This window comes from Variovorax sp. GW823-FHT02B07 (genome assembly GCF_058797695.1).
Genome location: NZ_JBXAJX010000002.1, coordinates 1,396,022 through 1,420,204, shown reverse-complemented (window position 1 = coordinate 1,420,204; position 24,183 = coordinate 1,396,022). Strand labels below are relative to the sequence as shown.

General features: G+C 67.8%; 24 protein-coding genes. 20 read left to right on the top strand and 4 right to left on the bottom strand.

The features are described 5' to 3' along the window. Positions 1 to 42 precede the first annotated feature (42 nt). On the top strand, positions 43 to 936 hold the full coding sequence (locus AC1RGU_RS17555; RefSeq protein ID WP_062472543.1) for a LysR substrate-binding domain-containing protein: 894 nt from the start codon (positions 43 to 45) through the stop codon (positions 934 to 936). A 6-nt stretch (positions 937 to 942) separates the two neighbouring features. Here the strand turns inward: AC1RGU_RS17555 and AC1RGU_RS17550 are convergent, their stop codons facing one another. Continuing rightward, on the bottom strand, positions 943 to 1,971 hold the full coding sequence (locus tag AC1RGU_RS17550) for an aldo/keto reductase (RefSeq protein ID WP_070060858.1): 1,029 nt from the start codon (positions 1,969 to 1,971) through the stop codon (positions 943 to 945). A 123-nt stretch (positions 1,972 to 2,094) separates the two neighbouring features. Here AC1RGU_RS17550 and AC1RGU_RS17545 point away from each other — a divergent pair, with 123 nt between their 5' ends. The 3 genes from AC1RGU_RS17545 to AC1RGU_RS17535 all read left to right on the top strand — a co-directional run bounded on the left by AC1RGU_RS17545 (position 2,095) and on the right by AC1RGU_RS17535 (position 4,061). After that, entirely contained in the window at positions 2,095 to 2,568 is a 474-nt protein-coding gene (locus tag AC1RGU_RS17545; protein WP_492697027.1) for a GNAT family N-acetyltransferase, read from the top strand. 165 nt (positions 2,569 to 2,733) lie between these two features. Continuing rightward, positions 2,734 to 3,498 carry an alpha/beta hydrolase gene (locus tag AC1RGU_RS17540; protein WP_492740801.1) on the top strand — a complete coding sequence of 255 codons (765 nt, stop codon included), beginning with the start codon at positions 2,734 to 2,736 and terminating at the stop codon, positions 3,496 to 3,498. 116 nt (positions 3,499 to 3,614) lie between these two features. After that, positions 3,615 to 4,061, top strand: a complete 447-nt coding sequence (locus tag AC1RGU_RS17535; protein WP_307588679.1) for an SRPBCC family protein — start codon at positions 3,615 to 3,617, stop codon at positions 4,059 to 4,061. Positions 4,062 to 4,070: 9 nt separating this feature from the next. Here the strand turns inward: AC1RGU_RS17535 and AC1RGU_RS17530 are convergent, their stop codons facing one another. After that, the gene (locus tag AC1RGU_RS17530; protein ID WP_492697023.1) at positions 4,071 to 4,520 is read right to left on the bottom strand and encodes a MerR family DNA-binding protein; all 450 of its coding nucleotides are present in this window, start codon (positions 4,518 to 4,520) and stop codon (positions 4,071 to 4,073) included. A gap of 170 nt (positions 4,521 to 4,690) precedes the next feature. Here AC1RGU_RS17530 and AC1RGU_RS17525 point away from each other — a divergent pair, with 170 nt between their 5' ends. Beyond that, on the top strand, positions 4,691 to 4,894 hold the full coding sequence (locus tag AC1RGU_RS17525) for a heavy-metal-associated domain-containing protein (RefSeq protein ID WP_492697021.1): 204 nt from the start codon (positions 4,691 to 4,693) through the stop codon (positions 4,892 to 4,894). A 52-nt stretch (positions 4,895 to 4,946) separates the two neighbouring features. Here AC1RGU_RS17525 and AC1RGU_RS17520 read toward each other — a convergent pair whose 3' ends face one another. Further along, positions 4,947 to 5,825, bottom strand: coding sequence for an alpha/beta hydrolase (locus AC1RGU_RS17520; RefSeq protein WP_492697019.1), 879 nt, complete (start codon positions 5,823 to 5,825; stop codon positions 4,947 to 4,949). 363 nt (positions 5,826 to 6,188) lie between these two features. Between AC1RGU_RS17520 and AC1RGU_RS17515 the strand changes: the two genes are divergently transcribed. The 8 genes from AC1RGU_RS17515 to AC1RGU_RS17480 all read left to right on the top strand — a co-directional run bounded on the left by AC1RGU_RS17515 (position 6,189) and on the right by AC1RGU_RS17480 (position 15,490). Next, on the top strand, positions 6,189 to 7,160 hold the full coding sequence (locus tag AC1RGU_RS17515) for a MurR/RpiR family transcriptional regulator (RefSeq protein ID WP_062472523.1): 972 nt from the start codon (positions 6,189 to 6,191) through the stop codon (positions 7,158 to 7,160). Next, complete coding sequence (locus AC1RGU_RS17510) at positions 7,157 to 8,116, top strand: isoaspartyl peptidase/L-asparaginase family protein (protein WP_492697017.1); 960 nt, start codon at positions 7,157 to 7,159, stop codon at positions 8,114 to 8,116. The genes AC1RGU_RS17515 and AC1RGU_RS17510 overlap by 4 nt, the downstream gene beginning before the upstream one ends. 30 nt (positions 8,117 to 8,146) lie before the next feature. Then, positions 8,147 to 10,024, top strand: coding sequence for a dipeptide ABC transporter ATP-binding protein (locus tag AC1RGU_RS17505; protein ID WP_492697015.1), 1,878 nt, complete (start codon positions 8,147 to 8,149; stop codon positions 10,022 to 10,024). Between the two features lie 65 nt (positions 10,025 to 10,089). Beyond that, positions 10,090 to 11,643 (top strand): glutathione ABC transporter substrate-binding protein GsiB, encoded by a 1,554-nt coding sequence (gene gsiB / locus AC1RGU_RS17500; RefSeq protein WP_070060868.1) that lies wholly within the window; start codon positions 10,090 to 10,092, stop codon positions 11,641 to 11,643. Positions 11,644 to 11,724: 81 nt separating this feature from the next. Further along, entirely contained in the window at positions 11,725 to 12,645 is a 921-nt protein-coding gene (gene gsiC / locus AC1RGU_RS17495) for a glutathione ABC transporter permease GsiC (RefSeq protein WP_062472516.1), read from the top strand. A gap of 10 nt (positions 12,646 to 12,655) precedes the next feature. Next, the gene (gene gsiD / locus AC1RGU_RS17490) at positions 12,656 to 13,582 is read left to right on the top strand and encodes a glutathione ABC transporter permease GsiD (RefSeq protein WP_070060869.1); all 927 of its coding nucleotides are present in this window, start codon (positions 12,656 to 12,658) and stop codon (positions 13,580 to 13,582) included. A gap of 17 nt (positions 13,583 to 13,599) precedes the next feature. Next, positions 13,600 to 14,661 (top strand): DmpA family aminopeptidase, encoded by a 1,062-nt coding sequence (locus AC1RGU_RS17485; protein ID WP_492697012.1) that lies wholly within the window; start codon positions 13,600 to 13,602, stop codon positions 14,659 to 14,661. A 10-nt stretch (positions 14,662 to 14,671) separates the two neighbouring features. After that, on the top strand, positions 14,672 to 15,490 hold the full coding sequence (locus AC1RGU_RS17480) for a M55 family metallopeptidase (RefSeq protein ID WP_159271646.1): 819 nt from the start codon (positions 14,672 to 14,674) through the stop codon (positions 15,488 to 15,490). Positions 15,491 to 15,512: 22 nt separating this feature from the next. Here AC1RGU_RS17480 and AC1RGU_RS17475 read toward each other — a convergent pair whose 3' ends face one another. Beyond that, positions 15,513 to 17,534: a sensor histidine kinase gene (locus AC1RGU_RS17475; RefSeq protein ID WP_492697010.1), complete on the bottom strand. Its 2,022-nt coding sequence runs from the start codon at positions 17,532 to 17,534 to the stop codon at positions 15,513 to 15,515. 98 nt (positions 17,535 to 17,632) lie between these two features. Between AC1RGU_RS17475 and AC1RGU_RS17470 the strand changes: the two genes are divergently transcribed. From AC1RGU_RS17470 to AC1RGU_RS17440, 7 genes are all read left to right on the top strand, one after another. Then, positions 17,633 to 18,325, top strand: coding sequence for a response regulator transcription factor (locus AC1RGU_RS17470; protein WP_062472505.1), 693 nt, complete (start codon positions 17,633 to 17,635; stop codon positions 18,323 to 18,325). A gap of 107 nt (positions 18,326 to 18,432) precedes the next feature. Continuing rightward, positions 18,433 to 18,753 carry a hypothetical protein gene (locus AC1RGU_RS17465; protein ID WP_369629027.1) on the top strand — a complete coding sequence of 107 codons (321 nt, stop codon included), beginning with the start codon at positions 18,433 to 18,435 and terminating at the stop codon, positions 18,751 to 18,753. Between the two features lie 254 nt (positions 18,754 to 19,007). Next, positions 19,008 to 20,786 carry a nitrite/sulfite reductase gene (locus tag AC1RGU_RS17460; protein ID WP_492697007.1) on the top strand — a complete coding sequence of 593 codons (1,779 nt, stop codon included), beginning with the start codon at positions 19,008 to 19,010 and terminating at the stop codon, positions 20,784 to 20,786. Further along, a complete protein-coding gene (locus AC1RGU_RS17455) occupies positions 20,783 to 21,178 on the top strand; it encodes a DUF934 domain-containing protein (RefSeq protein WP_062472499.1) in 396 nt (131 codons plus the stop codon). Before AC1RGU_RS17460 ends, AC1RGU_RS17455 begins: the two co-directional genes overlap by 4 nt. Positions 21,179 to 21,195: 17 nt before the next feature. Then, the gene (locus AC1RGU_RS17450) at positions 21,196 to 21,828 is read left to right on the top strand and encodes a phosphoadenosine phosphosulfate reductase domain-containing protein (protein ID WP_139706772.1); all 633 of its coding nucleotides are present in this window, start codon (positions 21,196 to 21,198) and stop codon (positions 21,826 to 21,828) included. A 31-nt stretch (positions 21,829 to 21,859) separates the two neighbouring features. Then, positions 21,860 to 22,813 carry a sulfate adenylyltransferase subunit CysD gene (gene cysD, locus AC1RGU_RS17445; RefSeq protein ID WP_307588654.1) on the top strand — a complete coding sequence of 318 codons (954 nt, stop codon included), beginning with the start codon at positions 21,860 to 21,862 and terminating at the stop codon, positions 22,811 to 22,813. Continuing rightward, a complete protein-coding gene (locus AC1RGU_RS17440) occupies positions 22,813 to 24,150 on the top strand; it encodes a sulfate adenylyltransferase subunit 1 (protein WP_492697005.1) in 1,338 nt (445 codons plus the stop codon). The genes cysD and AC1RGU_RS17440 overlap by 1 nt, the downstream gene beginning before the upstream one ends. The last annotated feature ends 33 nt before the right edge of the window (positions 24,151 to 24,183 follow it).

Sequence of the window (24,183 nt, the reverse complement as noted above, 5' to 3'; positions counted from 1 at the left end):
GTTCGTTGCCCGGGCCGCGCACGCTCCCGCCAGAATAGCGCGATGAGAAAAGACATTCCCAACCTCGGCGCGCTGCAGGCCTTCGAGGCCTCGGCGCGCCTGGGGAGCTTCACCCGCGCGGCGACCGAGCTGGCGCTCACGCAAAGCGCCGTCGGGCGCCAGGTGGCGATGCTGGAGCAGCGCCTGGGCGTGCCGCTGTTCTCGCGCGTGCGCAAGCGGCTGACGCTCACCGACGTGGGCCGCGAGTACGCCGCGCGCATCCGCCGCCACCTCGACCAGATCCGCCGCGACACGCTGGAGATCAGCGCCGGCCACGAGATGGGCTTCGTGCTCGAGCTGGCCGTGGTGCCGACCTTCGCCACGCAATGGCTCATCCCGCGGCTGCCCGACTTCAGCCGGCTGCACCCGAACATCACGGTGAACCTGTCGGCGCGCTCGCAGCCCTTCTCGTTCCAGGAAAACGCCTACGACGCGGCGATCTACTTCGGCGACCAGTTCTGGCCGAACACGCGCGGCGGGCTGATCTTTTCCGAAGGCGAGATGGTGCCCATCTGCAGCCCCGCGTTCCGTGACGCGCACGCCCGGTGGGACGAAGCCGGCTTCGAGCGCTGCCGCCACGTGCACCTGAGCACGCGCGCCCATGCCTGGCGCGACTGGTACGCGCAGCAGGAATGGGAATACACGGTGCATGCCTCGCGCGGGCCGCGCTACGAGCTGTTCACCATGGTGGTGGCCGCCGCGGCGGCGGGCATGGGCGTGGGGCTGGCGCCGCGCATCCTGGTCGAGCAGGAACTGCGCACCGGCGAACTCGTGATCCCGGTGGACCGGCACCTGGACGTGCACCAGGGCTACTACTTCGCGTACCCCGAAGGCCGGCCGGCCTCCGGGGCGCTGGAGCAGTTCAAGCAGTGGGTGCTGGGGCTGACACCCGACTGAACCCGGTCAGACGGGGTTCGGGTTGCGCTCCTTGAAGCCCTGCTGGTGCCAGTACGGGTAGGTGCGCGTGGTCGCGCTGGCCGCGTCGAGCTCGGCCACCTGCGCCGGCGTGAGGTTCCAGCCCACCGCGCCGAGGTTCTGGCGCAGCTGCGCCTCGTCGCGCGCGCCGACCACCACGCTGGACACCGTCGGGCGTTGCAGCAGCCAGTTGAGGGCAACCTGCGGCACCGTCTTGCCGACCTCGGCGCCAACTTTTTCGAGTGCCTCGACCACGCGATACAGCAGCTCGTCGGGCACCGGCGGGCCCATGTCGGCCGTCACGTGCAGGCGGCTGTTGGCCGGCAACGGCTGGCCGCGGCGGATCTTGCCCGTGAGCCGGCCCCAGCCCAGCGGGCTCCAGACCACCGCGCCCACGCCCTGGTCTTGCGCCAGCGGCATCAGCTCCCACTCGTACTCGCGCCCGACCAGCGAGTAGTAGGCTTGGTGCGCCACGTAGCGCGCATAGCCGCGCTGCTCCGACACCGCCAAAGACTTCATCAGGTGCCAGCCCGAGAAGTTCGACGCGCCCACATAGCGCAGCTTGCCCGCGCGCACGAGGTCGTCGAGCGTGGACAGGGTTTCTTCGACCGGCGTGCTGGCGTCGAAGCCGTGCAGCTGGAACAGGTCGATGTAGTCGGTGCCCAGCCGTTTCAGCGACGCATCGACCGCCTGCACGAGGTGGTGACGCGACGAGCCCACGTCGTTCGGCCCCTCGCCGCTGCGGAAGGTGGCCTTGGTCGAGATCAGCAGCCGGTCGCGCGGCCGGCCCTTGATCGCCTCGCCCAGCACCGATTCGGCGGCGCCGCCCGAGTAGATGTCGGCGCTGTCGAACATGTTCACGCCGGCGTCCATGCAGATGTCGATGAGCGTGCGCGCCTCGGCCACGTCGGTGCTGCCCCACGCGCTGAAAAACTCGCCCTTGCCGCCGAAGGTGCCGGTGCCGAAGCTCAACACGGGGACCTTGAGGCCTGATTTGCCCAGATGACGGTATTCCAAAGTTCTACTCCTTGAATCGAACGAACAACGAACACGGATGAATGACGCGGCCATTGTTGGCCGCCGCGCAGAACCCCGTCGCGCGTCGGGCTTTGCAGCGCTTCGGCTCGCTACGATCGAACGATGCAGATCTCGATCGAAAACCCGAACCAGCCCGACGTCGTCCAGCTCATCGACGACCTCGACGCGTACCAGAAGCCGCTGTACCCGCCCGAGAGCCACTACGGCATCGACATCGCCGCGCTGTCAGCGGCCCATGTGCTGTTCGCCGTCGCGCGCGACGCGGCCGGCACAGCCATCGGCTGCGGCGCCGTCGTCATGAATCCCGGCTACGGCGAACTCAAGCGCATGTACGTGCGCCCGCAGAACCGCGGGCAAGGCGTCGCGGCGAAGGTGCTGGGCTTTCTCGAAGCCGAAGCGACGGCGCGCGGATGCGCGATGTTCCGGCTGGAGACAGGCGTGAGCCAGCCCGAGGCGCTGGCCTTCTATGCACGCGCGGGGTATGCGCGGCGCGAGCGCTTCGGGGACTACCCGGACGATCCGTTGAGTGTGTTCATGCAGAAAACGGCCGCGACAGCCGCACCCCATCGCCCCTAAGATCGCCCCGGCTTCCGCCACCACGGTCATCACAACAAGGAACGTCACATGCAGACAAGAGGGATTCTTCGCCGGCTCATGTTCACAGCGGGCTGCGCCCTGCTGCTGGGGTTGTCAGGTTGCGGCGGCGGAGGGGGTGGTGGGGGCGGCGGAGGCGGTGTGGCGATGCTGCCGCTGCCACCGGTCGGTGGCACGCCGACGCCACCGCCCGCGGACACAGGACGCAGCCGGGTGGTCCAGGCCTCGGTGAAGTCCGAGGCCACGGGTGCGACCTATCCCCTGCACATCTACCTGCCGTCGGGTTACGACGGTGCAACGACGACGTACCCCGCGATCTACATCACCGATGGCGATGCGGTCTTCAACCAGAGCGTGACGCGCTTCCAGAACTTCACGGACATCCTCGAGAAGGCCGGCAAGAAGGCCATCGTCGTCGGCATCGGCGGCACGGCGCGCCGTAACACCGACTACCTGATGCCCGGCGCCAAGCCGTACCACGACTTTCTGACCGACCAGCTGGTGCCGTATGTCGAATCGAACTACCGCGCCAACCCGGCCAAGCGCATGCTCTCGGGCCTGTCGAACGGCGGCGTCTTCACGCTCATCGCCTTCTTCACGGAAGGCGCGGCCGGCAAGTTCACCTTCCAGTACTTCTTCCCCTCCGATCCACCCGTCAAAGGCGCCAGCGCGCAACTCGAGCCGCTCGAAAGCCAGATGTACGCCAACAGCAGCACGCGGGAGATTCCTGTGACCTTGCTGTTGGGCTTCGCCGCTGCCAACACAGGCGGCCCGGAGATCACCGCCTTGCACGACAAGATCGCAGCGCACAACTACAAAAGCCTTCAGTTGAGCGTGAAGGGCTACCCCGGAGGGCACACGCCGATGGACTTGCCGTCGTTCGAGGACATCGTGGCGCGGTTCATCGATTGAGGCGCGGGGTGTCGACCCAGGGTTTTTCCTAGCCCGTGATCGTGTCGAATCGCAGCGGGCTCATCCGACGTCATCACAGAGGGTCGTCCTCTGTACTTCATCAGGAGAAAGCAACCATGGCCACCAACACCGTCCGCCTGCACCGCGTGCTGCGCACCACCCCCGACAAGCTCTACCGCGCCTTCGTGGAGCCCGGCGCCTTCGAGCGCTGGCTGCCGCCCTTCGGCTTCACCGGCAAGGTCCACACCATGGAGCCGGTGGTGGGCGGCGCGTGGCGCATGTCCTTCACCAACTTCGGCACCGGCCACGGCCATTCGTTCGGCGGCAAGTACCTGGAACTCGTGCCCGGCCAGCGCATTGCCTACGACGCGAGCTTCGACGATCCCCACCTGCCGGGCACCATGAAGACCACGGTGGTGCTGACCGCGGTCTCGTGCGGCACGGACATGTCCGTCGTGCAGGAAGGCATCCCCGACGTGATTCCCGTCGAGATGTGCTACCTGGGCTGGCAGGAATCGCTGGTCGCGCTGGCGCAGCTGGTCGAGCCGAACATTCCGGGTTGAGGATCGGCTTCAGGCTCGCCGTACTTCACAGCCGGCGAATCCCTTCAGCCCGGCCAGCTCATCGAGGATGGGGCACTCCGGGCGCTCGTCACCTTCGCAGCAGTGGGCCAGGCGCTCCAGCAAACGCTTCATGTGCGCGAGCTCTTCGATGCGCTGGGCCAGGTCCTCGGCACGTTCGAGTGCAACGCGCTTCACGTCGAAGCTTGCGCGGCGCCCGTCTTGCCACAAGGCGTGCAGCTCGATGACTTCCTGTGTGTCGAAACCCAACGTGTGTGCGCGCCGCACAAAGCGCAGCGTCGACACGGCGCGTTCGTCGTAGAGGCCGCCGTGCGCCGTGTCGTCGAGCAGCCCGAGCGATTCGCAGTCACTCAGCAACTGCGCGGACGCACCGGAGCGCGCAACGACATCGGCAAGGGACAAGCGCGCAGCAGCAGCAGCCGGCGCCGTGGGATGTTCCATGGGTTTCTCCTTCGAGCCAAAGCGCGAAGTCTCGACCTTCACACCATGAGAGAGTCAAACGCGAACAGCGCATGACCTTGGCACGCCAGGGGTCAGGCACTCGACGCGCTTGACCTTCACACGATGCCAAGCTTGACACTGCGAGTCACTCTTTTGAAAGGACTCACCCCATGCAAGCGTTTGAAATCCAGTCGATGACCTGCGGCAGCTGCGCCGGCCGCATCACCCGGGCCGTCAAGGACCTGGACCCGCGGGCCAGGATCGAGGTGGACTTGAAGAGCAGGACGGTGCGCATCGACACCATGGAGGACAGCCCTTCCGTGGTGGCCGCGCTGACAGAGGCCGGCTACCCGCCCAAACCGCTGTCGGCATGAGCACGCCGCCCGCGAACCCTGGGCGTCGGGTTCGCGGCGCGGCCATGGCCACCTACTTGTAGATTCGCACCACCGCGTCTTCGAACGCCAGGACATCCGCGCCGACGTGCGTGGCGTTGAACTCCGTACTGAGCAGCTGCAGCCCCACATAGCCCCGCGCCGCCATTCGTTGGTACAGCGCCCTCACGTACTGTTGATTGCAGCCACTTATGCAACTTGCAAGTATCAACGTGACTGGCAGCGGCCTGCCCGCCAACGCGTCGAACATCTTCTTTTCGAGATCGTTGTTCTGGGCCTCCTGTTGCCAGAAAGCGCCCTCGATCGACACAAAGGAAGAAAACACCAGGTTGTCCGGCGCTTCGAGAAAGAGCGCCGTGGCCGCCAAGTTGCCACTGGTCGACAGGCCCGTGAGCATCCGGTTCTTGGGATTGGTCCGGTACTTCGCATCGATGAAGGGAATCAACTCCTTCGCGAGGAAGTCGTGGTACTTGAAGGCCCCGGGAAAGTTGTAGTCCTCTTGACGTCGCCCGGTGTTCCCGATGCCGACGAGGATGGCTTTCGTTCCGCGCTTCACCAGGACATCCATGAGATTCGCGAACCGTGTCTGCGGCAAGCCGTTGGTGGCATCGCCGTCGAGGGCATAGATGACGGGGTAGGCATCGGAGCCCTGGTCGTACCCGGCGGGCAGGTAGACGGAAAGAGGGTAAGGCGCGCCAGTGAACCCCGACTGGATGGATTCGGACACCACGCGGTTGGTGGGTGTCGGCGCTGGTGCCGGCTGCTGGGGCACGGGCCCTGCGGTCGGCGGGAGGATCGGCAGGCCACCGCCGCCGCCTCCACCCCCCCCTCCACCACCGCAGGCGGACACGCCCGCGAACACCGCACAGCAGCCCATCACCGCGAGCGCGCGGCGAAGCCATTCCAGTCTCATATTGATTCCTCGTTCCCCCGGCGCAAGACGCGCCGCACGGGATACTCAGGGCTGGCTTCCACGCCGTCAATGTCGCCATGCAACCCGGCCATCGCAGTTAATTCGTTCGTTTCCAAAGCCCCCGCCCCCCGCCCGTGGGGATGAAACGACAGCATCAGGGAAATCCCTGAAGACCGCGCCCCAACGGCCCGGAACACGCCGCCCCACAAGGGAAACACGCCCTTTCCACCCCTCGCCAAAGCCCCTCGCGGCTGGCCCGCTACTTGCGATATCGCTCGGGAATGACAGAAAATTTTCATAACTGACATATATTTGTAAACTGATTTACATCACACGCACCCTTCCCGGTGCATCGCCCGCCCCATGAGCACCAACGTCGACACCCCTGGCACCACCGTGGCCCAGCGCATTGCGCAGGCGCTGCCGCGGCTGACGCGTTCGCACCGGCAGGTGGCCGACTTCGTGCTCGGGCATCCGCTGCAGGTCGCGACGCTGCCCATCGACGAGCTCGCCGCCGCGGCCGGCGTGTCGGTGGCCACGGCCAACCGCTTTGCGCGCGCACTGGACTTCGACGGCTACGCCGCTTTCCGCGCCGAGCTCGTGCGCGGCTTCGAGCCGCTGGTGGCGCCGGTCGAGCGGCTGCGCGGCAACCTGGAGCACCCGACCACGGTGGCCGAGGTGTTCGCCACCGCGCTCGACGAGAGCCGCCGCAACATCGAAGCCACGCGCCAGTCGCTGGACTACGCCGCCTGCGAGGCCGCGGTGCAGCGCATCCTGAAGGCGCGCTCGATCTACATCGGCGGCTTCGGCGCCAGCGCCTGGCTCGCGGGGCTGCTGCAGCACGGGCTCGATGGCTCCTGCAGCGACGTGCGCATGCTCTCCAGCGTGAGTGGCGTCACGCACTCGGCCCGCACGCTGATGCATGCGGGCCCGCAGGACCTGTTCATCGGCCTCACCTTTCCGCGCTACCTCACCGACACGGTGGCGCTGGCGCAGATCGCGCGCGGCCAGGGCTGCGCGGTGCTCGCGCTGACCGACCGCCCCAGCTCGCCCATCGCGCCGCTGGCCGACGTGGTGCTGTACGGCCAGACCGAAACCAGCTACCGCCCCAACTGCGAGACCAGCGTGCTCGCGCTGATCGAGGCACTGACCAGCGCGGTCGCCCTGCGCGCGCCCGGCGCGGCGCAGTCGGCCGGCCGCATCCTGCAGGCGGTGCGCCCGTGGCTGCACGGCGGGCTGGGCCAGGGCCATGCGCGCGGCGAAGTCTCCATGCCCTCCCTCCCTGCCGCCGTCGCTTCCGACGCCGGCAAGAAAAAGAAGAAAGCTTCCCGATGAAGAACGTCACGCCCGTCATCGCCATCCACGGCGGCGCCGGCACCATCAGCGCCTCGACGACCAACCCCGAGCAGGCGCAGGCCTACCACGACGCGCTGCAGGCCATCGTGCGCGCCGCGCAGGCCGCATTGCTCAAGGGCATGTCCGCGCTCGACGCCACCTGCCTGGCGGTCGAGATGCTCGAAGACTGCCCGCTCTTCAACGCCGGCTACGGCGCGGTGTTCACGCACGAGGAAACGCACGAGCTCGACGCGGCCGTGATGGACGGCGCCACGCTCGCCGCCGGCGCCATCGCCGGCGTGAGCCACGTGCGCCACCCGGTGCGCGCCGCGCGCGCCGTGCTCGAGGACGGCGCCCACGTGCTGCTGGCCGGCGCGGGTGCCGAGGCCTTCGCGCGCGACCGCGGCCTGGAGATGGTCGAGCCCTTCTTCTTCTCGACCGACGCGCGCCGCCAGCAGCTGTACCGCGTGCGCGACACGGGCCGCGTGGTCACCGACCACGAAGGCGCCGCCATGACCAAGCCGCCGCTGGACGAAGACAAGAAGTTCGGCACCGTCGGCGCCGTGGCGCTCGACATGCACGGCCACCTGGCCGCCGCCACCTCGACCGGCGGCATGACCAACAAGCGCGTGGGCCGCGTCGGCGACACGCCGCTCATCGGCTCCGGCACCTACGCCGACGACCGCACCGCCGCCATCTCGTGCACCGGCAGCGGCGAGATGTTCATCCGCGTCGCGGCCGCCTACGACATTTGCGCGCGCATGGCCTACGGCGGCGCCACGCTCGAAGCGGCCACGCATGCCGTGGTGCACCAGTCGCTGCCCGCCATCGGCGGCACCGGCGGCCTGATCGCCGTCGACCGCCACGGCAACCTGAGCCTGGCCTTCAACACCGAAGGCATGTATCGCGGCCATGCGCGCGGCGATGAAGCCCCGGTCACCGCCATCTTCGCCTGACGCCCGCCCTCTTTTTCTCCCGCATCCGCCATGTCCTCCCCTGCCCTGAACCTGCCCGACGGCCGCGTCCTCGCCGTCGACGACCTCACCGTGCGCTTCTCGACCTCCGAGCGCACGGTCGATGCCGTCAAGAAGCTGTCCTTCCACGTCGACCACGGCGAAACGCTCGCGGTGGTGGGTGAATCGGGGTCGGGCAAGTCGGTCACCTCGCTCGCGCTGATGCGGCTGGTGGAACACGGCGGTGGCCGCATCCTGGGCGGCAGCATGGCCTTCCGCCGGCGCAACGGAGAAGTGCTCGACCTGGCGCAGGCACGCGACGGCACGATGCGCGGCATCCGCGGCGCCGACATCGCGATGATCTTCCAGGAGCCGATGACCTCGCTGAACCCGGTGTTCACCGCCGGCGACCAGATCGCCGAGGCCATCCGCATCCACCAGGGCAAGAGCAACGCGGCGGCGCGCGCCGAGGCGCTGCGCATGCTCGAACTCGTGCGCATTCCCGAAGCGCGCAACGTGCTCGACCGCTTTCCGCACCAGCTGTCGGGCGGCATGCGCCAGCGCGTGATGATCGCGATGGCGCTGTCGTGCAAGCCGCAGCTGCTGATTGCCGACGAGCCCACCACCGCACTCGACGTGACGATCCAGGCGCAGATCCTCCAGCTCATCCGCGAGCTGCAGAAAGAGATGCGCATGGGCGTGCTCTTCATCACGCACGACATGGGCGTGGTGGCCGAAATTGCCGACCGCGTGCTCGTGATGTACCGCGGCGACAAGGTCGAAGCTGGCAGCTCCGACACCGTGTTCGCCTCGCCGCAGCACCCCTACACCCGGGCGCTGCTGTCGGCCGTGCCCAAGCTGGGCGCGATGCAGGGCACCGACCTGCCGGCCAAGTTCGAGCTGCTGCGCACCGAAGACAGCACCGAGACCGTGCCATGCACCGACACCACGCCGCAGACCACCGTGCGCGAAGACGCGGGCCCGATCCTGCGCGTGCGCGACCTGGTGACGCGCTTCGACGTGCGCAGCGGCATCTTCGGCCGCGTGAAGCGCCGCGTGCATGCCGTGGAAAAGATCAGCTTCGACCTCTACCCCGGCGAGACGCTCGCGCTGGTGGGCGAATCGGGCTGCGGCAAGTCGACCACGGGCCGCTCGCTGCTGCGCCTGGTCGAGAGCCAGAGCGGCGCGATCGAGTTCGGCGGCAAGAACATCCGCGAGCTGCCCACGCGCGAGCTGCAGGCGCTGCGCCGCAACATCCAGTTCATCTTCCAGGACCCGTTCGCCTCGCTCGATCCGCGCGTGACGGTGGGCTTCTCGATCATGGAGCCGCTGCTCATCCACGGCATCGCCAAGGGCACCGAGGCGCAGCAACGCGTCGACTGGCTGCTGCAGAAAGTCGGCCTGCCGCCCGAGGTGGCGCAGCGCTACCCGCACGAGTTCTCGGGCGGCCAGCGCCAGCGCATCGCCATTGCGCGCGCGCTCGCACTCAACCCGAAGGTGGTGGTGGCCGACGAATCGGTGTCGGCGCTCGACGTGTCCATCCAGGCGCAGATCGTCAACCTGATGCTCGACCTGCAGCGCGAGCTGGGCGTGGCGTTCCTGTTCATCTCGCACGACATGGCCGTGGTCGAACGCATCAGCCACCGCGTGGCCGTGATGTACCTGGGCCAGATCGTCGAGATCGGCCCGCGCCGCGCCGTGTTCGAAGCGCCGCAGCACCCCTACACACGCAAGCTGATGGCCGCCGTGCCGGTGGCCGACCCGTCGCGCCGCCACAAGCCGCGCGCGTTGCTCGAAGGCGAGATTCCCAGCCCGATCCGCGCCGTGGGCGACGAGCCCGACGTGCCGCCGCTGGTGCAGGTTGCGCCGGGCCATTTCGTTGCACGCCACGCCATCGGCGGGGCTTTCTGATCTCGATCCGTTTTTTCACCCGCAGGCCCCCTGCATTTTTTCCACGAACCGACTGGAGTTCTTCCATGAAGCAATCTTCTTCCTCCCTGCGCTGGGCATCCGCATTGCTGGGCCTGGCCGCGCTCGCCGCCTCGGGCTCGGCACTGGCTGCCAAAGACGTGGTGCTGGCCATCGGCTACCAGCCGGAAACGCTGGACCCGTACAACACCAACACGACCATCACCACGGCCGTGACCAAGACCTTCTATGAAGGCCTGTTCCAGTTCGACAAGGACCTGAAGGTGCAGAACGTGCTCGCCGAGAGCTACGACGTGTCCAAGGACGGCCTGGTCTACACCATCAAGCTGCGCAGCGGCGTCAAGTTCCACGACGGCACCGACTTCAATGCCGAAGCCGTGAAGGTCACGCTCGACCGCGTGCTGAACCAGGACAACAAGCTGCTGCGCTACAACCAGTTCAACCGCGTGGGCAAGGTCGAGGCCGTGAACCCGACCACCGTGCGCATCACGCTGAAGGAGCCCTTCGGCCCCTTCATCAACTCGCTGGCCCACGCCTCGGCCGCCATGATCTCGCCCACCGCGCTGAAGAAGTGGGGCAACAAGGACATCGCCTTCCACCCCGTGGGCACCGGCCCCTTCGAGTTCGTCGAGTGGAAGCAGACAGACGCCGTGAAGGCCAAGAAGTTCGACGGCTACTGGAAGAAGGGCTACCCGAAGGTCGACAACCTGCAGTGGAAGCCGGTGCTCGAGAACAACACGCGCGCCGCGATGCTGCAGACCGGCGAAGCCGACTTTGCCTTCCCCATTCCCTACGAGCAGGCCGAGCTGCTGAAGAAGAGCGACAAGCTCGAAGTGGTGGCGTCGCCTTCGATCATCACGCGCTTCCTGGCCTTCAACATGCTGCAAAAGCCGTATGACAACCCGAAGGTGCGCGAAGCCATCGGCTACGCCATCAACAAGGAAGCGCTGTCGAAGGTGGCCTTCGGCGGCTATGCCTTCCCCGCACAGGGCGTGATGCCCCAGGGCGTGAAGTTCGCCGAGAAGATGGCGCCCATTCCCTACGACGTGAAGAAGGCCAAGGCCCTGCTGGCCGAGGCCGGCTACCCGAACGGCTTCGAGTCGGTGCTGTGGAGCGCCTACAACAACACGACCAGCCAGAAGACGATCCAGTTCGTGCAGCAGCAGCTCGCACAGGTGGGCATCAAGCTGCAGGTGCAGGCGCTCGAAGTGGGCCAGCGCACCGAGCAGGTCGATGCCTGGCCTGATCCGAAGACGGCCAAGGTCCGCATGTACTACACGGGCTGGTCGTCGTCGACCGGTGAAGCCGACTGGGGCCTGCGCCCGCTGTTCGCTTCCGAGTCGTGGGCGCCCAAGCTCAACAACATGTCGTTCTACAAGAGCGACGTGGTCGACGCCGCGATCGCCAAGGCGCTCGTGACCGTGGACGACAAGGAAAAGGCCGCGCTGTACAAGACCGCGCAGGAAGAGATCCGCAAGGACCTGCCGCGCGTGCCGCTGGTCACCGAGCAGAACCTGTCGGCGCACGCCAAGCGCCTGTCGGGTGTGTTCGTGATGCCCGACGCCAATATCAACATCGATGCCATGTCGGTGTCGAACTGATCGCGGCTCCTTCGTTTTCCTGACTGACTGTCCGGCGGGCGGTGGCACCGTGCCATCGCCCGTTCGCGACAACCGTATCCCATGCTGAATTACTTCCTCAAACGACTGTTGGGCCTGATCCCCACGCTGCTCATCGTGGCAGTGCTGGTGTTCCTGTTCGTCCACATGCTTCCCGGCGACCCGGCGCGCCTCGCCGCCGGCCAGGACGCCGACGAGCAGACCGTGGCCATGGTGCGCGCGGAGCTCGGGCTGGACAAGCCGCTGCCGCAGCAGTTCGTGAGCTTCTTCACCCACATGGTGCAAGGCGACTTCGGCACCTCGATCCGCACACGGCGGCCGGTGTCGACGGAAATTGCCGAGCGCTTCTTCCCGACGGTGATGCTGACCATCACCAGCATGGTGTGGGCGGTGATCTTCGGCATGGGGATCGGCATCGTGTCGGCGGTGTACCGCAACAAATGGCCCGACCGCATCGGCATGACGCTGGCGGTGTCGGGCATCTCATTCCCCGCATTTGCATTGGGCATGCTGCTCATGCAGATCTTCTCGGTGCAGCTGGGCTGGCTACCCACGGTGGGCGCCGCGACCTGGCAGCACTACATCCTGCCCTCGATCACGCTGGGCGCGGCCGTCGCGGCCGTGATGGCACGCTTCACGCGCGCTTCCTTCGTCGAAGTGATCCAGGAAGACTTCGTGCGCACCGCGCGTGCCAAGGGCGTGCACGAAACCAGCGTGGTGTTCAAGCACACGCTGCGCAACGCGCTGATTCCGGTGGTCACGATGATGGGCCTGCAGTTCGGCTTCCTGCTGGGCGGCTCCATTCTTGTGGAGGCGGTGTTCAACTGGCCCGGCCTGGGCCGTCTGCTGGTCGATGCCGTGCAGATGCGCGACTACCCCGTGATCCAGACGCTGGTGCTGCTGTTCTCGCTCGAATTCATCCTGATCAACCTCGTGGTCGATGTGCTCTATGGCTACATCAACCCGACCATCCGCTACAAGTGAGCACGCAGCCATGACGCAAGCTACCGGCGTGTCTGCCGAATCCATCGTTCCCCTGTCCCCCGTTGCCGTTGCGCTCACCGCCGGCAAGGTCCGCACGCCCTGGGGCGAATGCTGGCGCCGTTTCAAGAAGCAGCCCGTGGGCATCGTGGCGGCCATCTTCGTGCTGCTGCTGGTGGTGATCGCGGTGTTCGCACCGTGGATCGTGCCCTTCGACCCTGAGAACTTCTTCGACTACGACATGCTGAACAGCGGGCCCTCAGCCACGCACTGGTTCGGCGTCGATCCGCTGGGCCGCGACATCTTCAGCCGCATCCTGGCGGGCACGCGCATCTCGCTGGCAGCCGGCTTCCTGTCGGTGCTGGTGGGCGGCATCATCGGCACGGCCTTCGGCCTGCTGGCCGGTTACTACGAAGGCTGGTGGGACCGCATCGTGATGCGCATCTCGGACGTGCTGTTCGCCTTCCCCGGCATCCTGCTGGCGCTGGGCGTGGTGGCCATCCTGGGCAGCAGCATGACCAACGTGGTGGTGGCGGTGTCGGTGTTCAGCGTGCCGGCCTTTGCGCGCCTGGTGCGCGGCAACACGCTGGTGCTCAAGCAGCAGACCTACATCGAGGCCGAGCGCAGCATCGGCGCGTCCGACTGGACCATCATCGTGCGGCACATCCTGCCGGGCACGATCTCGTCGATCGTCGTGTACTTCTCGATGCGCGTGGGCACCTCGATCATCACGGCGGCCAGCCTCTCGTTCCTGGGCATGGGCGCGCAGCCGCCGACGCCCGAGTGGGGCGCGATGCTCAACGAAGCCCGCGCCGACATGGTGACCTCGCCGCACGTGGCGCTGTTCCCCAGCCTGGCCATCTTCTTCACCGTGCTGGCCTTCAACCTGCTGGGCGACGCCCTGCGCGACGCGCTCGATCCGAAGATCGACCGCCAGTAAGTTTTTCTTTTCTCTTCATGGCCTCGACGACCTCCCAGCCCTTCATCGGCACGCTGCCTGCGGGCCCGCGCGACGCCATCACCGACGTCGCGGGCGTCACGGTCGGCCACCGCACGCTGGCCGACGGCCCGGTGCAGACCGGCGTGACCGTGATCCGCCCGCACGCCGGCGACCCGTTCCGCGACAAGGTGCCGGCCGCGGCCGTGGTGCTCAACGGCTTCGGCAAGAGCGTGGGGCTGGTGCAGCTGGCCGAGCTCGGCGTGCTGGAAACGCCGATCGCGCTGACCAACACCTTCTCGGTCGGCACCGTGGCGACGGCGCAGATCCGCCACTGCGCGGCGGCCAACCCCGAAACCGGCCGCGCGCTGCCCACGGTGAACCCGCTGGTCTTCGAGTGCAACGACGGTTTTCTCAACGACATCCAGCGGCTGGCGGTGACCGAAGCCGACTACCTGCAGGCGCTCGACGCCGCCGGGGCCGATTTCGAACAGGGCTCGGTCGGCGCGGGACGCGGCATGTCCAGCTTCCAGCTCAAGGGCGGCATCGGCAGCGCGTCGCGCCGCGTGGCGATGGCCGACGGCACGACCCACACGGTGGGCACGCTGGTGCTGGCGAACTACGGGCGCCAGCCGCAGCTGGTGCTGGCCGGGCACGCGGTGGGCGCACGGCTCGCGGCGCTTCAGGCAGCGAAGGAAGCGTCGGAGCCCGAGAAGGGCTCGATCATCATCGTGGTCGCCACCGATGCACCGCTCGACGCGCGCCAGTTGCGCCGCCTGGCGTTGCGCGCAGGCGCGGGGCTGGCCCGCACCGGCTCGGTCTACGGCCACGGCAGCGGCGACCTGGTGCTGGCCTTCTCGACCGCCTACACGATCCCCGACCACGCGGACCGGCCCATGCCGGCCGTGACGATGCTGCACGACACGCGGCTCGACGGGCTGTTCCAGGCCGCGGCCGACAGCACCGAGCAGGCCATACTTCACGCGCTGTGGCGCGCCACGCCGGTCACGGGCCGCGACGGCAACCACCGCGCGGCGCTCGGCGAACTGCTGCCGGCGTCTTCCCTTTCACCTCTCGTCTGAACACACGTCCATGAAAGTCCTGATCTCCACCGACATCGAAGGCGTTGCGGGCGTCTACCACCACGAGCAGGCGCGCCAGGGCAACCCCGAGTACGAGCGCGCCCGCGTGCTGATGGCGCAGGAGGCCAACGCCGCGATTGCCGGCGCCTTCGACGCCGGCGCCACCGAGGTGCTGGTGAACGACTCGCACGGCGGCTTTCGCAACATGCCGCCCGACGTGCTCGATGCACGCGCCCGCGTGGTGCAAGGCAAGCCGCGCTACCTGAGCATGGTGGCCGGCGTGGAAGAAGGCGTGGACGCGCTGTGCATGGTGGGCTACCACTCGCGCGCGCAGGGCCGCGGCATCCTGGCGCACACGATCAACGGCTTTGCCTTCGCGGGCATCCGGCTGGGCGACCAGGAACTCGGCGAGGCCGGAATCTACGGCGCACTGGCCGGCGAATACGGCGTGCCGGTCGTGATGGCCAGCGGCGACGACGTGTTCATCTCCGAGAACCGGGCGCTCTTCCCGCATGCGAGCTTCGTGCAGACCAAGAAAGCGACCGGCTTCAACAGCGGCGTGTCGCTGTCGCCGGAGCAGTCGCGCCAGGCGATCCGCGCCGGCGTGATCGAAGGGCTGGCCGCGCGTGCCCATGCACGTCCGCTGGTCTTCCAGGGCCCGCAGGTCGTCACGCTGCGCACCCAGTCGCCGATGATGGCCGACCTGTTCTGCCAGTGGCCGAGCTTCGAGCGCGTCGACGGCGTGACGCTGCGCTTCAGCGCCGACTCGGTGGAGTCGGCCGTGCGCATGCTGAACTGCTGTTCGGCGATGTCGTCGATGCTGCGCTGAAGCCGCGCGCCTTCAAGGCACTTCAAGGCAGCGCGAGGCTGAAGCGCACGTGACCGTCCTGTCCGGCGCTGTCGAGCCGGGCGTGCCCCCGATGCAACTCGGCGATCTGGTGCACGAGGTACAGGCCGAGGCCAGCGCCCGGTGAGCGCGCCGCCTGGCGGCCGCGGAAGTACTTCTCGAACAGCCGCGGCACCTCGTCGTGCGGAATCGCGTCGCCGGGGTTGCTCACGCGGATGTCCAGTCCGCCCGTTTCCGCCGGCACCACATCGAGCACGATCGCGCGGCCGGCCGGCGTGTGACGGTCGGCGTTGGCCAGCAGGTTGCGCAGCGCCACGCGCAGCAGGCCGAGGTCGCACACCAGCTGCGGCGGCAGGTGGCTGCCCTGCCACACGACGCGGCCGTCGGGCCAGTCCGCCACCAGGTCCTCGAACAGTTCCAGCAACTCGTCGCGCTCGCAGGGGCGCGGCTGGAATGGCGTCTGGCCGGCCTCCATGCGATCGGAGGTCAGGTACTCGTCGACCAGCGCGGTCATGCGCTGCGCGGCGGCGCGCAGGTTGAGGCAGCGCGCCAGCGTCTTCTCGCGCGCTGCTTCGAGGTTCTTCGCGATCTGCTGCGCGGTGGTGTGGATGATCGCCAGCGGCGTGCGGAACTCGTGCGACACCATGGCGACGAAGTCCACCTGCGACTGCTTGGCGCGGCGCTCGGTCTCCAGCGCGGCACGCAGGTCGACTTCGAGGCGCTGGCGCTGCTCGATCTCGCCGCGCAGGTCGGCCGTGCGCTTGCGCACCTCGTCTTCCAGCCGGTCGTTCTGGCGGCCGACCACGTGCACCAGGCGCGCCTGCGCGGCTTCCTTTTCGCGGCGCAGTTGGTCGTAGCGGCGGTTCAGCCGCATGCTCATGAGCAGCAGGTGCAGCAGCGTGCCGACGGCGGTCGCGTTGTCGGTCCAGGCGCCGGCCGGCAGCCAGCCCTGGTTGCGCAGGAAGCTCACCATCACGCCCACGTAGTAGATGCCGAAGATGACGAGAAAGGCCCGCGCCTGGCCCTGGTCGCGCGGCAGCAACCACAGCGCGGCGGCGATCAGGTAGACGATGCACAGCATCGCCGTCCCCTGCACCGCCTGCATGGCCAGGCCGTTGGCGCCGGCCAGCACCAGCGCCACCGCGATGGCACTCACGAGGCCCACCACACGCACCGCCACGCGAGTGAAGCGCGGCCACTGCACGTCGGTTCCCAGCTGCATGCCGGCGAAGCGGATGCCGATGGCCACGCCGGCGCAGATCGACAGGCTCAGCAGCAGGTCGGACAGCCGCGCGGGCATGGCCAGCAGTTGCTGCGGCAGCCCGGCCGTCAGGAACTCGACCAGCAGCGCGTTCGCCACGTAGACCAGGTACCAGGCGCTCAGGCGCTCGCGCGTCATCTGCCAGAACAGCGTGTGAAAGGCGAGCAGCATCAGGCCGAATCCGAAGCCCAGGCCGTAGAAGAGGTACTCGCGCCGCGCGGTGCCCGCGTAGACCTCGGGCGCGGCGAAGCCGATGGTGGTCGACATCGCATTGCGCGACTGCAGGCGCAGCAGCAGCGGCGTGGGTTCGGTGCTCTCCAGCGTGAGCGGCAACTGCACGTTGCGCGCGTCGACGGGCCAGTGCTCGCGGCCGATGTCTTCGCCCGAGTGCACGGCCAGCTGCCAGCGGCCGGTGTCGTCCTGGCGGTACAGCCGCACATCGTCGAGCAGCGCATTCCTGAACTGCGCCAGCCAGCGCTGCTGCGGCGCGTCGGCCGGGCGCTGCACCTCGAGCTTGATCCACACGGCGTCGCGCGTGAAGCCCGCATTCACGGCCCCAGGCAAGGCCTTCCAACCCGGCGCGGCGGCGGCTTCGTCGGCACTGAGGCGGCCTTCGGGGTCGCGCAGCATCGACAACTGGCCGTGGCTGTCGACGCTCGCCAGCGGATTCAGCTGCAGCACCCCGGCCCCTGCCGCGGTCGAAAAGAGAAGGCCCCACACGGCGAGGCAACCGCACAACCACAGGCACCGAGCGAGGCGTTTCATGGGCGCGGATTATCGATGCCACACCTAGAATCTGGGCGCCCTTCACGCCGCTTAGAAACGCTCAGATTCCCTTGGTCGCCAGCCCGTACCCTGTTCCCATGCGTGATGTGATCCTGCTGGAAGATGAAGCCGTGCTGCGCGAAGAGTTGAGCGAGTTCCTGACCGGCAGCGGCTACCGGGTCGATGCCGAGGCGTCGCTCGAAGGCTTCCACCGCACCTACGACCCGGCCCGCCACGGCATCGCGCTGGTCGACCTCGGGCTGCCCGACGGCGACGGCCTGTCGCTGATCCGTGAGTTGCGCGAACGCGGCGAGCGCCTGGGCATCGTCGTGCTGACGGCGCGCGGCGGCGCCCGCGACCGCGTGACGGGGCTGGACATCGGCGCCGACTACTACCTGTCCAAGACCACCGACCTCGACGAACTGGCGGCCACGCTGGCGGCGCTGTCGCGGCGCCTGGGCGATTCACCCGCCGCGCTGCCGGCCGACGCCTGGGTGCTGGAGCTGGGCCCGCGCCGGCTGTCGCCGCCGGGCTTCGCGCCCATTGCGCTGTCGGAACAGGACCTCACGGTGCTGCACGAGCTGATGCGCAGCGCCGGCGAGATCGCCAGCCGCCAGCAGATCGTGCAGGCCCTGGGCGAGCACTACCTGAGCTACGACCAACGCCGCCTCGACACGCAGATCCGCCGCCTGCGGCGCAAGGTCAGCGAGGCCACGGGGCTGGTGCTGCCGATCAACACGGCGCGCAACGCCGGCTACCGCTTCCACGCCAAGACGCTCATCCGGCGCTAGCCCGGCGTTGTCCGGGCGCCGCTGCGGCGCTCAGAAACGCTCAGTTTCATTTCGATACCCGCCGCTAATCTGCGGCACAGGCAGCGACTTGAGGCACGGATGAAGGCATGAGCGATCTCGCCAGGACAACTTCTTATGTGGTCCCCTACGTGGTCCACGTCAAAGGCCAGAACTTCACTTTGAAGGATGTCATGGTGGCCGCGGACATCTATCGGCTGCGGATCGAGGAGCAGATCGGCGATCCGCTGCGGGTGGTGAAGTGCTTCCAGGCCTGGTCGAAGGAGCGCCACCACGGCATCGAGAACCTGAACCGGACCGAAGCCCGGCTGGCCCGGGAATGGCTCAATGCGCAGCATCAGGCCGACAAGGCCGCGCGGCAGCTGCTGAGCTCGCCGCAGACCCTCGGCTTCGACTTCAAGCTGCGGTAGGCGCCCTGCGCGGGTGCCCCCGGGTTCCTAGAATCCAGCGTCCGGCGACCCCGCGCCGGCCTTCGCGCCTTATCCGGAATAAGCAACCAACCGCCTCGCAACCCGCATGGATGCTGGTGAATAAGCTTATCCGCATAAGACGCGAACCAAAAAATAGTTTGTTTCCATAAGGCGGGCTTTCAGAATCCGGGGCTTCTTGCTGGGGCGCCCCGTTGTACGTGCGGCACCGCACTTCTTCAAGACACATACGCACGATGTACCAATACACAGAATTCGACCGCCAGTTCGTTCACCAACGCGCTGCCCAGTTCCGAGACCAGCTCGAGCGCTGGCAAAAGGGCCGCCTGCACGAGGACGAGTTCCGCCCCCTGCGCCTGCAAAACGGCTGGTACGTGCAGCGCTACGCGCCGATGCTGCGCGTGGCCGTGCCGTACGGCGAGCTGTCGAGCAAGCAGCTGCGCGTGCTGGCCCGCATCGCCCGCGAATACGACGAGCCCGAGGCCGAGGTCTACCGCAAGGCCATCGAGACCCAGGGCCTGCTCGGCAGCCACAAGCTGCCCACCCACTACGCCCACTTCACGACGCGCCAGAACGTCCAGTACAACTGGATTCCGCTGGCCAAGTCGGCCGACGTGATGGACCTGCTGGCTTCGGTCGACATGCACGGCATCCAGACCAGCGGCAACTGCATCCGCAACATCACGAGCGACGAGCGCGCCGGCATCGCCGTCGACGAGATCGCCGACCCGCGTCCGTTCGCGGAAATCATGCGCCAGTGGAGCACGCTGCACCCCGAGTTCGCGTTCCTGCCGCGCAAGTTCAAGATCGCCATCACCGGCGCCACCGAAGACCGCGCCGCCACCGGCTGGCACGACGTGGGCCTGCACGTGGTGAAGAACGACGCGGGCGACATCGGTTTCCGCGTGCAGGTGGGCGGCGGCATGGGCCGCACGCCCATCATCGGCACCGTGCTGCGCGAGTTCCTGCCGTGGCAGCAGATCATGAATTACCTCGAAGCGGTGATCCGGGTCTACAACCGTTATGGCCGCCGCGACAACATCTACAAGGCGCGCATCAAGATCCTGGTGAAGGCCGAAGGCCAGCGCTACATCGACGACGTCGAGGCCGAGTACAAGCAGATCCTCGAACACGACGGCGCACCGCACACCATCACGCAGGAAGAGTACGACCGCGTGGCCGCCTCCTTCGTGCCGCCGACGCTGGCCACCCGCGTGCTGCAAAGCGCCGAGAAGACCGACGCCGAACTGCGCGCCCACGCCGCCGACGACGTCATGTTCGCGCGCTGGCTCGCCCGCAACGTCGACGCCCACAAGAACCCCGCGCTGCGCGCCGTGACGCTGTCGTTCAAGCGCCTGAAGCAGGCGCCCGGCGACGCCTCGGGCGACCAGCTCGACACCATCGCCGAGCTGGCCGACCGCTTCTCGGCCGGCGAAGCCCGTGTGACGCACGACCAGAACGTGGTGCTGCCCTGGGTGCACGCCGAAGACCTGCACGCGCTGTGGCTCGCCGCCCGCGCCGCCGGTTTCGCCAGCGCCAACGTGCAGCTGCTGACCGACATGATCGCCTGCCCCGGCGGCGACTTCTGCGCGCTGGCCAACGCCCGCTCCATTCCCATCGCCGAAGCCATCACCGAGCGCTACCAGGACCTCGACGAGCTCGACGACCTGGGCGAGATCGACCTGCACATCAGCGGCTGCATCAACTCGTGCGGCCACCACCACAGCGGCCACATCGGCATCCTGGGCGTCGACAAGGACGGCAAGGAGTGGTACCAGGTCACCCTCGGCGGCTCCGACGGCTCCGCGCTCAGCGGCGCGCCGCAGGCCGGCAAGGTGGTCGGCCCCTCGTTCTCGGCGGCCGAAGTGCCGGGCGTGATCGAGGCCGTGCTCACCACGTACCGCGACACCCGTGAAAACGGCGAAACCTTCATCGACACCCTGCGCCGCGTGGGCCCCGACCCGTTCAAGGCCGCAGCCAACGGTGCGCGATTCAAGGTGGAGGAAGCAGCATGAAAAAGACTCTGAATATTCTTTCCGCCGAAGAACACATCGACGACGGCGACCCGAAGGTCCTGCAACTGGCCAACGATGCCGACCCGCTCGCCATCGAGGTGTGCCTGGCCGACATCGAGCGCATCGACCTGAACTTTCCGAAGTTCACCGACGGCCGCGCCTACAGCCAGGCCTTCCTGCTGCGCCGCCGCCTCGGCTTCACGGGCGACATCCGCGCCACGGGCGACGTACTGATCGACCAGCTGGTGCAGATGGAACGCACCGGTTTCTCCAGCGCCGTGCTCAAGGAAGGCGTGGACGCCTCCGACGCACAGCGCCAGTTCGACCGCTTCGCCACGTTCTACCAGGGCGACGCCGTGAAGACCGCGCCGCACTTCGTCGCCGGCGCCTGAGCAGACAAGAGAGCCCCATGAGCATCGCCACCGACATCGACTTCGCACGCATCAACACCGAACTCGGCCGCAACGCCGAGGGCCTGGTGGACTGGGCCGTCGGCCTGGGCCAGCCCGCGATCATCACCACCAACTTCCGCCCCTTCGAGGCCGTGATCCTGCACATGGTCACGCGCGCCAAGCGGGACGTGCCGGTGGTCTGGATGGACAACGGCTACAACACCGAGGCCACCTACCGTTTTGCCGACGAGGTGACGAAGCTCCTGGGACTGGACTTGCACATCTACCTGCCGCGCCGCTCGCGCGCGCACCGCGAAGCGGTCGAAGGCGCCACGCCGGCGCTGGACGATCCGCGCCACGCGGCCTTCACCGAAGAAGTGAAGCTGGAACCCTTTGCCCGCGCCCTGCGCGAAACCGCGCCCAAGGTCTGGTTCACCGCGCTGCGGGCCACCGACACGGCCGTGCGCGCGCAGATGGACCCGGTCAGCGTGAACCCGGACGGCCTGATCAAGGTCGCGCCGCTGCTGCACTGGTCGTCCAAGGACCTGTACGAATACTGCGAAGCCAACGGCCTGCCCAACAACTTCGACTACGTGGACCCGACCAAGGGCGAGGACAACCGCGAATGCGGCTTGCACCTGTCGCACTGAACGATCGCTCTCCGCCTCCAGGACCCATCCGATGAACGCCCGTACCGAAGCCGACCTGCTGCAGCCGCCCATGCATTCACCCGCGAACCTGTCCAACACGCACCTCGACGCGCTGGAAGAAGAAACCATTTTCATCCTGCGCGAAGTGGCCGCCGCCTTCGAGCGCCCCACCCTGCTGTTCTCGGGCGGCAAGGACTCGCTGGTGCTGCTCAAGTGCGCTGAAAAAGCCTTCGGCGTCGGCCGCATTCCCTACCCGCTGCTGATGATCGACACGGGCCACAACTTCCCCGAAGTGACGGCCTACCGCGACCAGCGCGCGCAGGAGCTGGGCGCCGAACTCATCGTGCGCAGCGTCGAAGACTCGATGAAGCGCGGCACCGTGCGCCTGGCCCATCCCGGCGAGTCGCGCAACGCGCACCAGTCGGTGACGCTGCTCGAGGCGATCGAAGAATTCCGCTTCGACGCGCTGATCGGCGGCGCGCGCCGCGACGAGGAAAAGGCCCGCGCCAAGGAGCGCATCTTTTCGCACCGCGACAGCTTCGGCCAGTGGCAGCCCAAGGACCAGCGCCCCGAGCTGTGGACGCTGTTCAACACGCGCCTGGCCCCCGGCGAACACTTCCGCGTGTTCCCGATCTCCAACTGGACCGAGCTCGACGTGTGGCAATACATCGAGCGCGAGAACGTCGGCCTGCCGTCGATCTACTACACGCACAAGCGCGAAGTGGTCGAGCGCCGCGGCCTGCTGGTGCCCGTGACCGAGCTCACGCCGCCGCGCGACGGCGAGACCGTGCAGGTGCGCGACGTGCGCTTTCGCACCGTGGGCGACATCACGACCACCTGCCCGGTCGAGAGCCTGGCCGCGGGTGCGGGCGACGTGGTGCTGGAGACGCTGTCGGTCGACGTCAGCGAGCGCGGCGCCACGCGCATGGACGACATGACGTCCGAAGCTTCGATGGAAAAACGCAAGAAAGACGGTTACTTCTGATGAGCGCAACGATCGCAACCCCCGCCACGTCCGACGTCCACGGCGACACCGGCACCGCCCTGCGCTTCATCACCTGCGGCTCGGTCGATGACGGCAAGAGCACGCTCATCGGCCGCCTGCTGGTCGACAGCAAGACCGTGCTGCAGGACCAGCTGGCCGGCGTGCAGCGCGGCGGCGAGACCGACCTGGCCCTGCTGACCGACGGCCTCTCGGCCGAGCGCGAGCAAGGCATCACGATCGACGTGGCCTACCGCTACTTCTCGACCGCCAAGCGCAAGTTCATCATCGGCGACGCGCCGGGCCACGAGCAGTACACGCGCAACATGGTCACGGCCGTCTCGGCCGCCGACGCGGCCGTCGTGCTGGTCGATGCCACCAAGCTGGCCTGGGCCGCCGAGGTCGAAGACGGCACCGTGGTCAAGCGCGAGCTGCTGCCGCAGACGCGCCGCCACACGCTGCTGGCCCACCTGCTGCGCGTGCAGTCGATCGTGTTCGCGGTCAACAAGCTCGACGCCATCGACGACGCCGCGCTCGCCTTCGAACGCATCTCGACCGCGCTGAACGCCTTTGCCGAAGCGGCCGGCGTGAAGGTCGCGGCCATCGTGCCGATCTCGGCCCTCAAGGGCTGGAACGTGGCCACGCGCCATGCCGACTGGGTCGGCTACGAAGGCCCGAGCCTGCTCGAGTTGCTCGAAGACCTGCCCGTGACCGCGCAGGACGAGGCCGTGCCCTTCGCCTTCCCGGTGCAGTGGGTCGAGAAGTTCTCGGCCTCGGCCGACACCTCGCAGGGCCGTCGCGTGTTCTGGGGCCGCGTCGCCTCGGGCCACGTGGAGCCCGGCCAGCGCATCACGGTGCTGCCCAGCAACCAGACCGCCACCGTGGCCCAGGTGCTGAGCCACACGCGCCAGCCCAAGTCCGTGCATGCGGGCCACAGCGCCGGCATCGTGCTCGACCGCGAACTCGACGTGTCGCGCGGCGACTGGCTGCTGGCGCCCGAGGCCTTCGAGCCCGTGCGCGAGATCACCGCCACCGTGGCCTGGCTCGACGACGAGCCGCTGGTCGCCGGCCGCGTGTACTGGGCGCTGCAGGGCCACCGCTGGGTCAAGGCCAAGGTGGCGCGCATCGTCGATCGCGTGAACATCACGACCCTCGAATCCGAGCCGGCGACCCAGCTGGAAGCCAATTCCATCGGCGATGTGGTGCTCGCGCTGCAGCAGCCGCTGGCCGTCCTGCCCTTCGCCCAATCGCGTGCGCTGGGGTCGCTGGTGCTGGTCGATACGGCCTCTCATCGCACCTCCGCCGCCGTGCTCGTGCAGCCGCCCGCCGCAAAGGCCTAAAATCTAGGGTTTTCCAGCCCCTTCTCCTGACGC

What these genes read in the sequence shown, in the direction of transcription:
- gsiC (WP_062472516.1), top strand. Translation starts at nt 11,725, where the DNA reads ATGCTGAATTACTTCCTCAAACGACTGTTGGGCCTGATCCCCACGCTG.
- AC1RGU_RS17520 (WP_492697019.1), bottom strand. Translation starts at nt 5,825, where the DNA reads ATGAGACTGGAATGGCTTCGCCGCGCGCTCGCGGTGATGGGCTGCTGT.
- AC1RGU_RS17540 (WP_492740801.1), top strand. Translation starts at nt 2,734, where the DNA reads ATGCTGCCGCTGCCACCGGTCGGTGGCACGCCGACGCCACCGCCCGCG.
- AC1RGU_RS17470 (WP_062472505.1), top strand. Translation starts at nt 17,633, where the DNA reads ATGCGTGATGTGATCCTGCTGGAAGATGAAGCCGTGCTGCGCGAAGAG.
- AC1RGU_RS17450 (WP_139706772.1), top strand. Translation starts at nt 21,196, where the DNA reads ATGAGCATCGCCACCGACATCGACTTCGCACGCATCAACACCGAACTC.
- AC1RGU_RS17555 (WP_062472543.1), top strand. Translation starts at nt 43, where the DNA reads ATGAGAAAAGACATTCCCAACCTCGGCGCGCTGCAGGCCTTCGAGGCC.
- AC1RGU_RS17525 (WP_492697021.1), top strand. Translation starts at nt 4,691, where the DNA reads ATGCAAGCGTTTGAAATCCAGTCGATGACCTGCGGCAGCTGCGCCGGC.
- AC1RGU_RS17460 (WP_492697007.1), top strand. Translation starts at nt 19,008, where the DNA reads ATGTACCAATACACAGAATTCGACCGCCAGTTCGTTCACCAACGCGCT.
- AC1RGU_RS17545 (WP_492697027.1), top strand. Translation starts at nt 2,095, where the DNA reads ATGCAGATCTCGATCGAAAACCCGAACCAGCCCGACGTCGTCCAGCTC.
- AC1RGU_RS17440 (WP_492697005.1), top strand. Translation starts at nt 22,813, where the DNA reads ATGAGCGCAACGATCGCAACCCCCGCCACGTCCGACGTCCACGGCGAC.
- AC1RGU_RS17510 (WP_492697017.1), top strand. Translation starts at nt 7,157, where the DNA reads ATGAAGAACGTCACGCCCGTCATCGCCATCCACGGCGGCGCCGGCACC.
- gsiD (WP_070060869.1), top strand. Translation starts at nt 12,656, where the DNA reads ATGACGCAAGCTACCGGCGTGTCTGCCGAATCCATCGTTCCCCTGTCC.
- AC1RGU_RS17485 (WP_492697012.1), top strand. Translation starts at nt 13,600, where the DNA reads ATGGCCTCGACGACCTCCCAGCCCTTCATCGGCACGCTGCCTGCGGGC.
- cysD (WP_307588654.1), top strand. Translation starts at nt 21,860, where the DNA reads ATGAACGCCCGTACCGAAGCCGACCTGCTGCAGCCGCCCATGCATTCA.
- AC1RGU_RS17480 (WP_159271646.1), top strand. Translation starts at nt 14,672, where the DNA reads ATGAAAGTCCTGATCTCCACCGACATCGAAGGCGTTGCGGGCGTCTAC.
- AC1RGU_RS17475 (WP_492697010.1), bottom strand. Translation starts at nt 17,534, where the DNA reads ATGAAACGCCTCGCTCGGTGCCTGTGGTTGTGCGGTTGCCTCGCCGTG.
- AC1RGU_RS17455 (WP_062472499.1), top strand. Translation starts at nt 20,783, where the DNA reads ATGAAAAAGACTCTGAATATTCTTTCCGCCGAAGAACACATCGACGAC.
- AC1RGU_RS17530 (WP_492697023.1), bottom strand. Translation starts at nt 4,520, where the DNA reads ATGGAACATCCCACGGCGCCGGCTGCTGCTGCTGCGCGCTTGTCCCTT.
- AC1RGU_RS17515 (WP_062472523.1), top strand. Translation starts at nt 6,189, where the DNA reads ATGAGCACCAACGTCGACACCCCTGGCACCACCGTGGCCCAGCGCATT.
- AC1RGU_RS17505 (WP_492697015.1), top strand. Translation starts at nt 8,147, where the DNA reads ATGTCCTCCCCTGCCCTGAACCTGCCCGACGGCCGCGTCCTCGCCGTC.
- AC1RGU_RS17535 (WP_307588679.1), top strand. Translation starts at nt 3,615, where the DNA reads ATGGCCACCAACACCGTCCGCCTGCACCGCGTGCTGCGCACCACCCCC.
- AC1RGU_RS17465 (WP_369629027.1), top strand. Translation starts at nt 18,433, where the DNA reads ATGAGCGATCTCGCCAGGACAACTTCTTATGTGGTCCCCTACGTGGTC.
- gsiB (WP_070060868.1), top strand. Translation starts at nt 10,090, where the DNA reads ATGAAGCAATCTTCTTCCTCCCTGCGCTGGGCATCCGCATTGCTGGGC.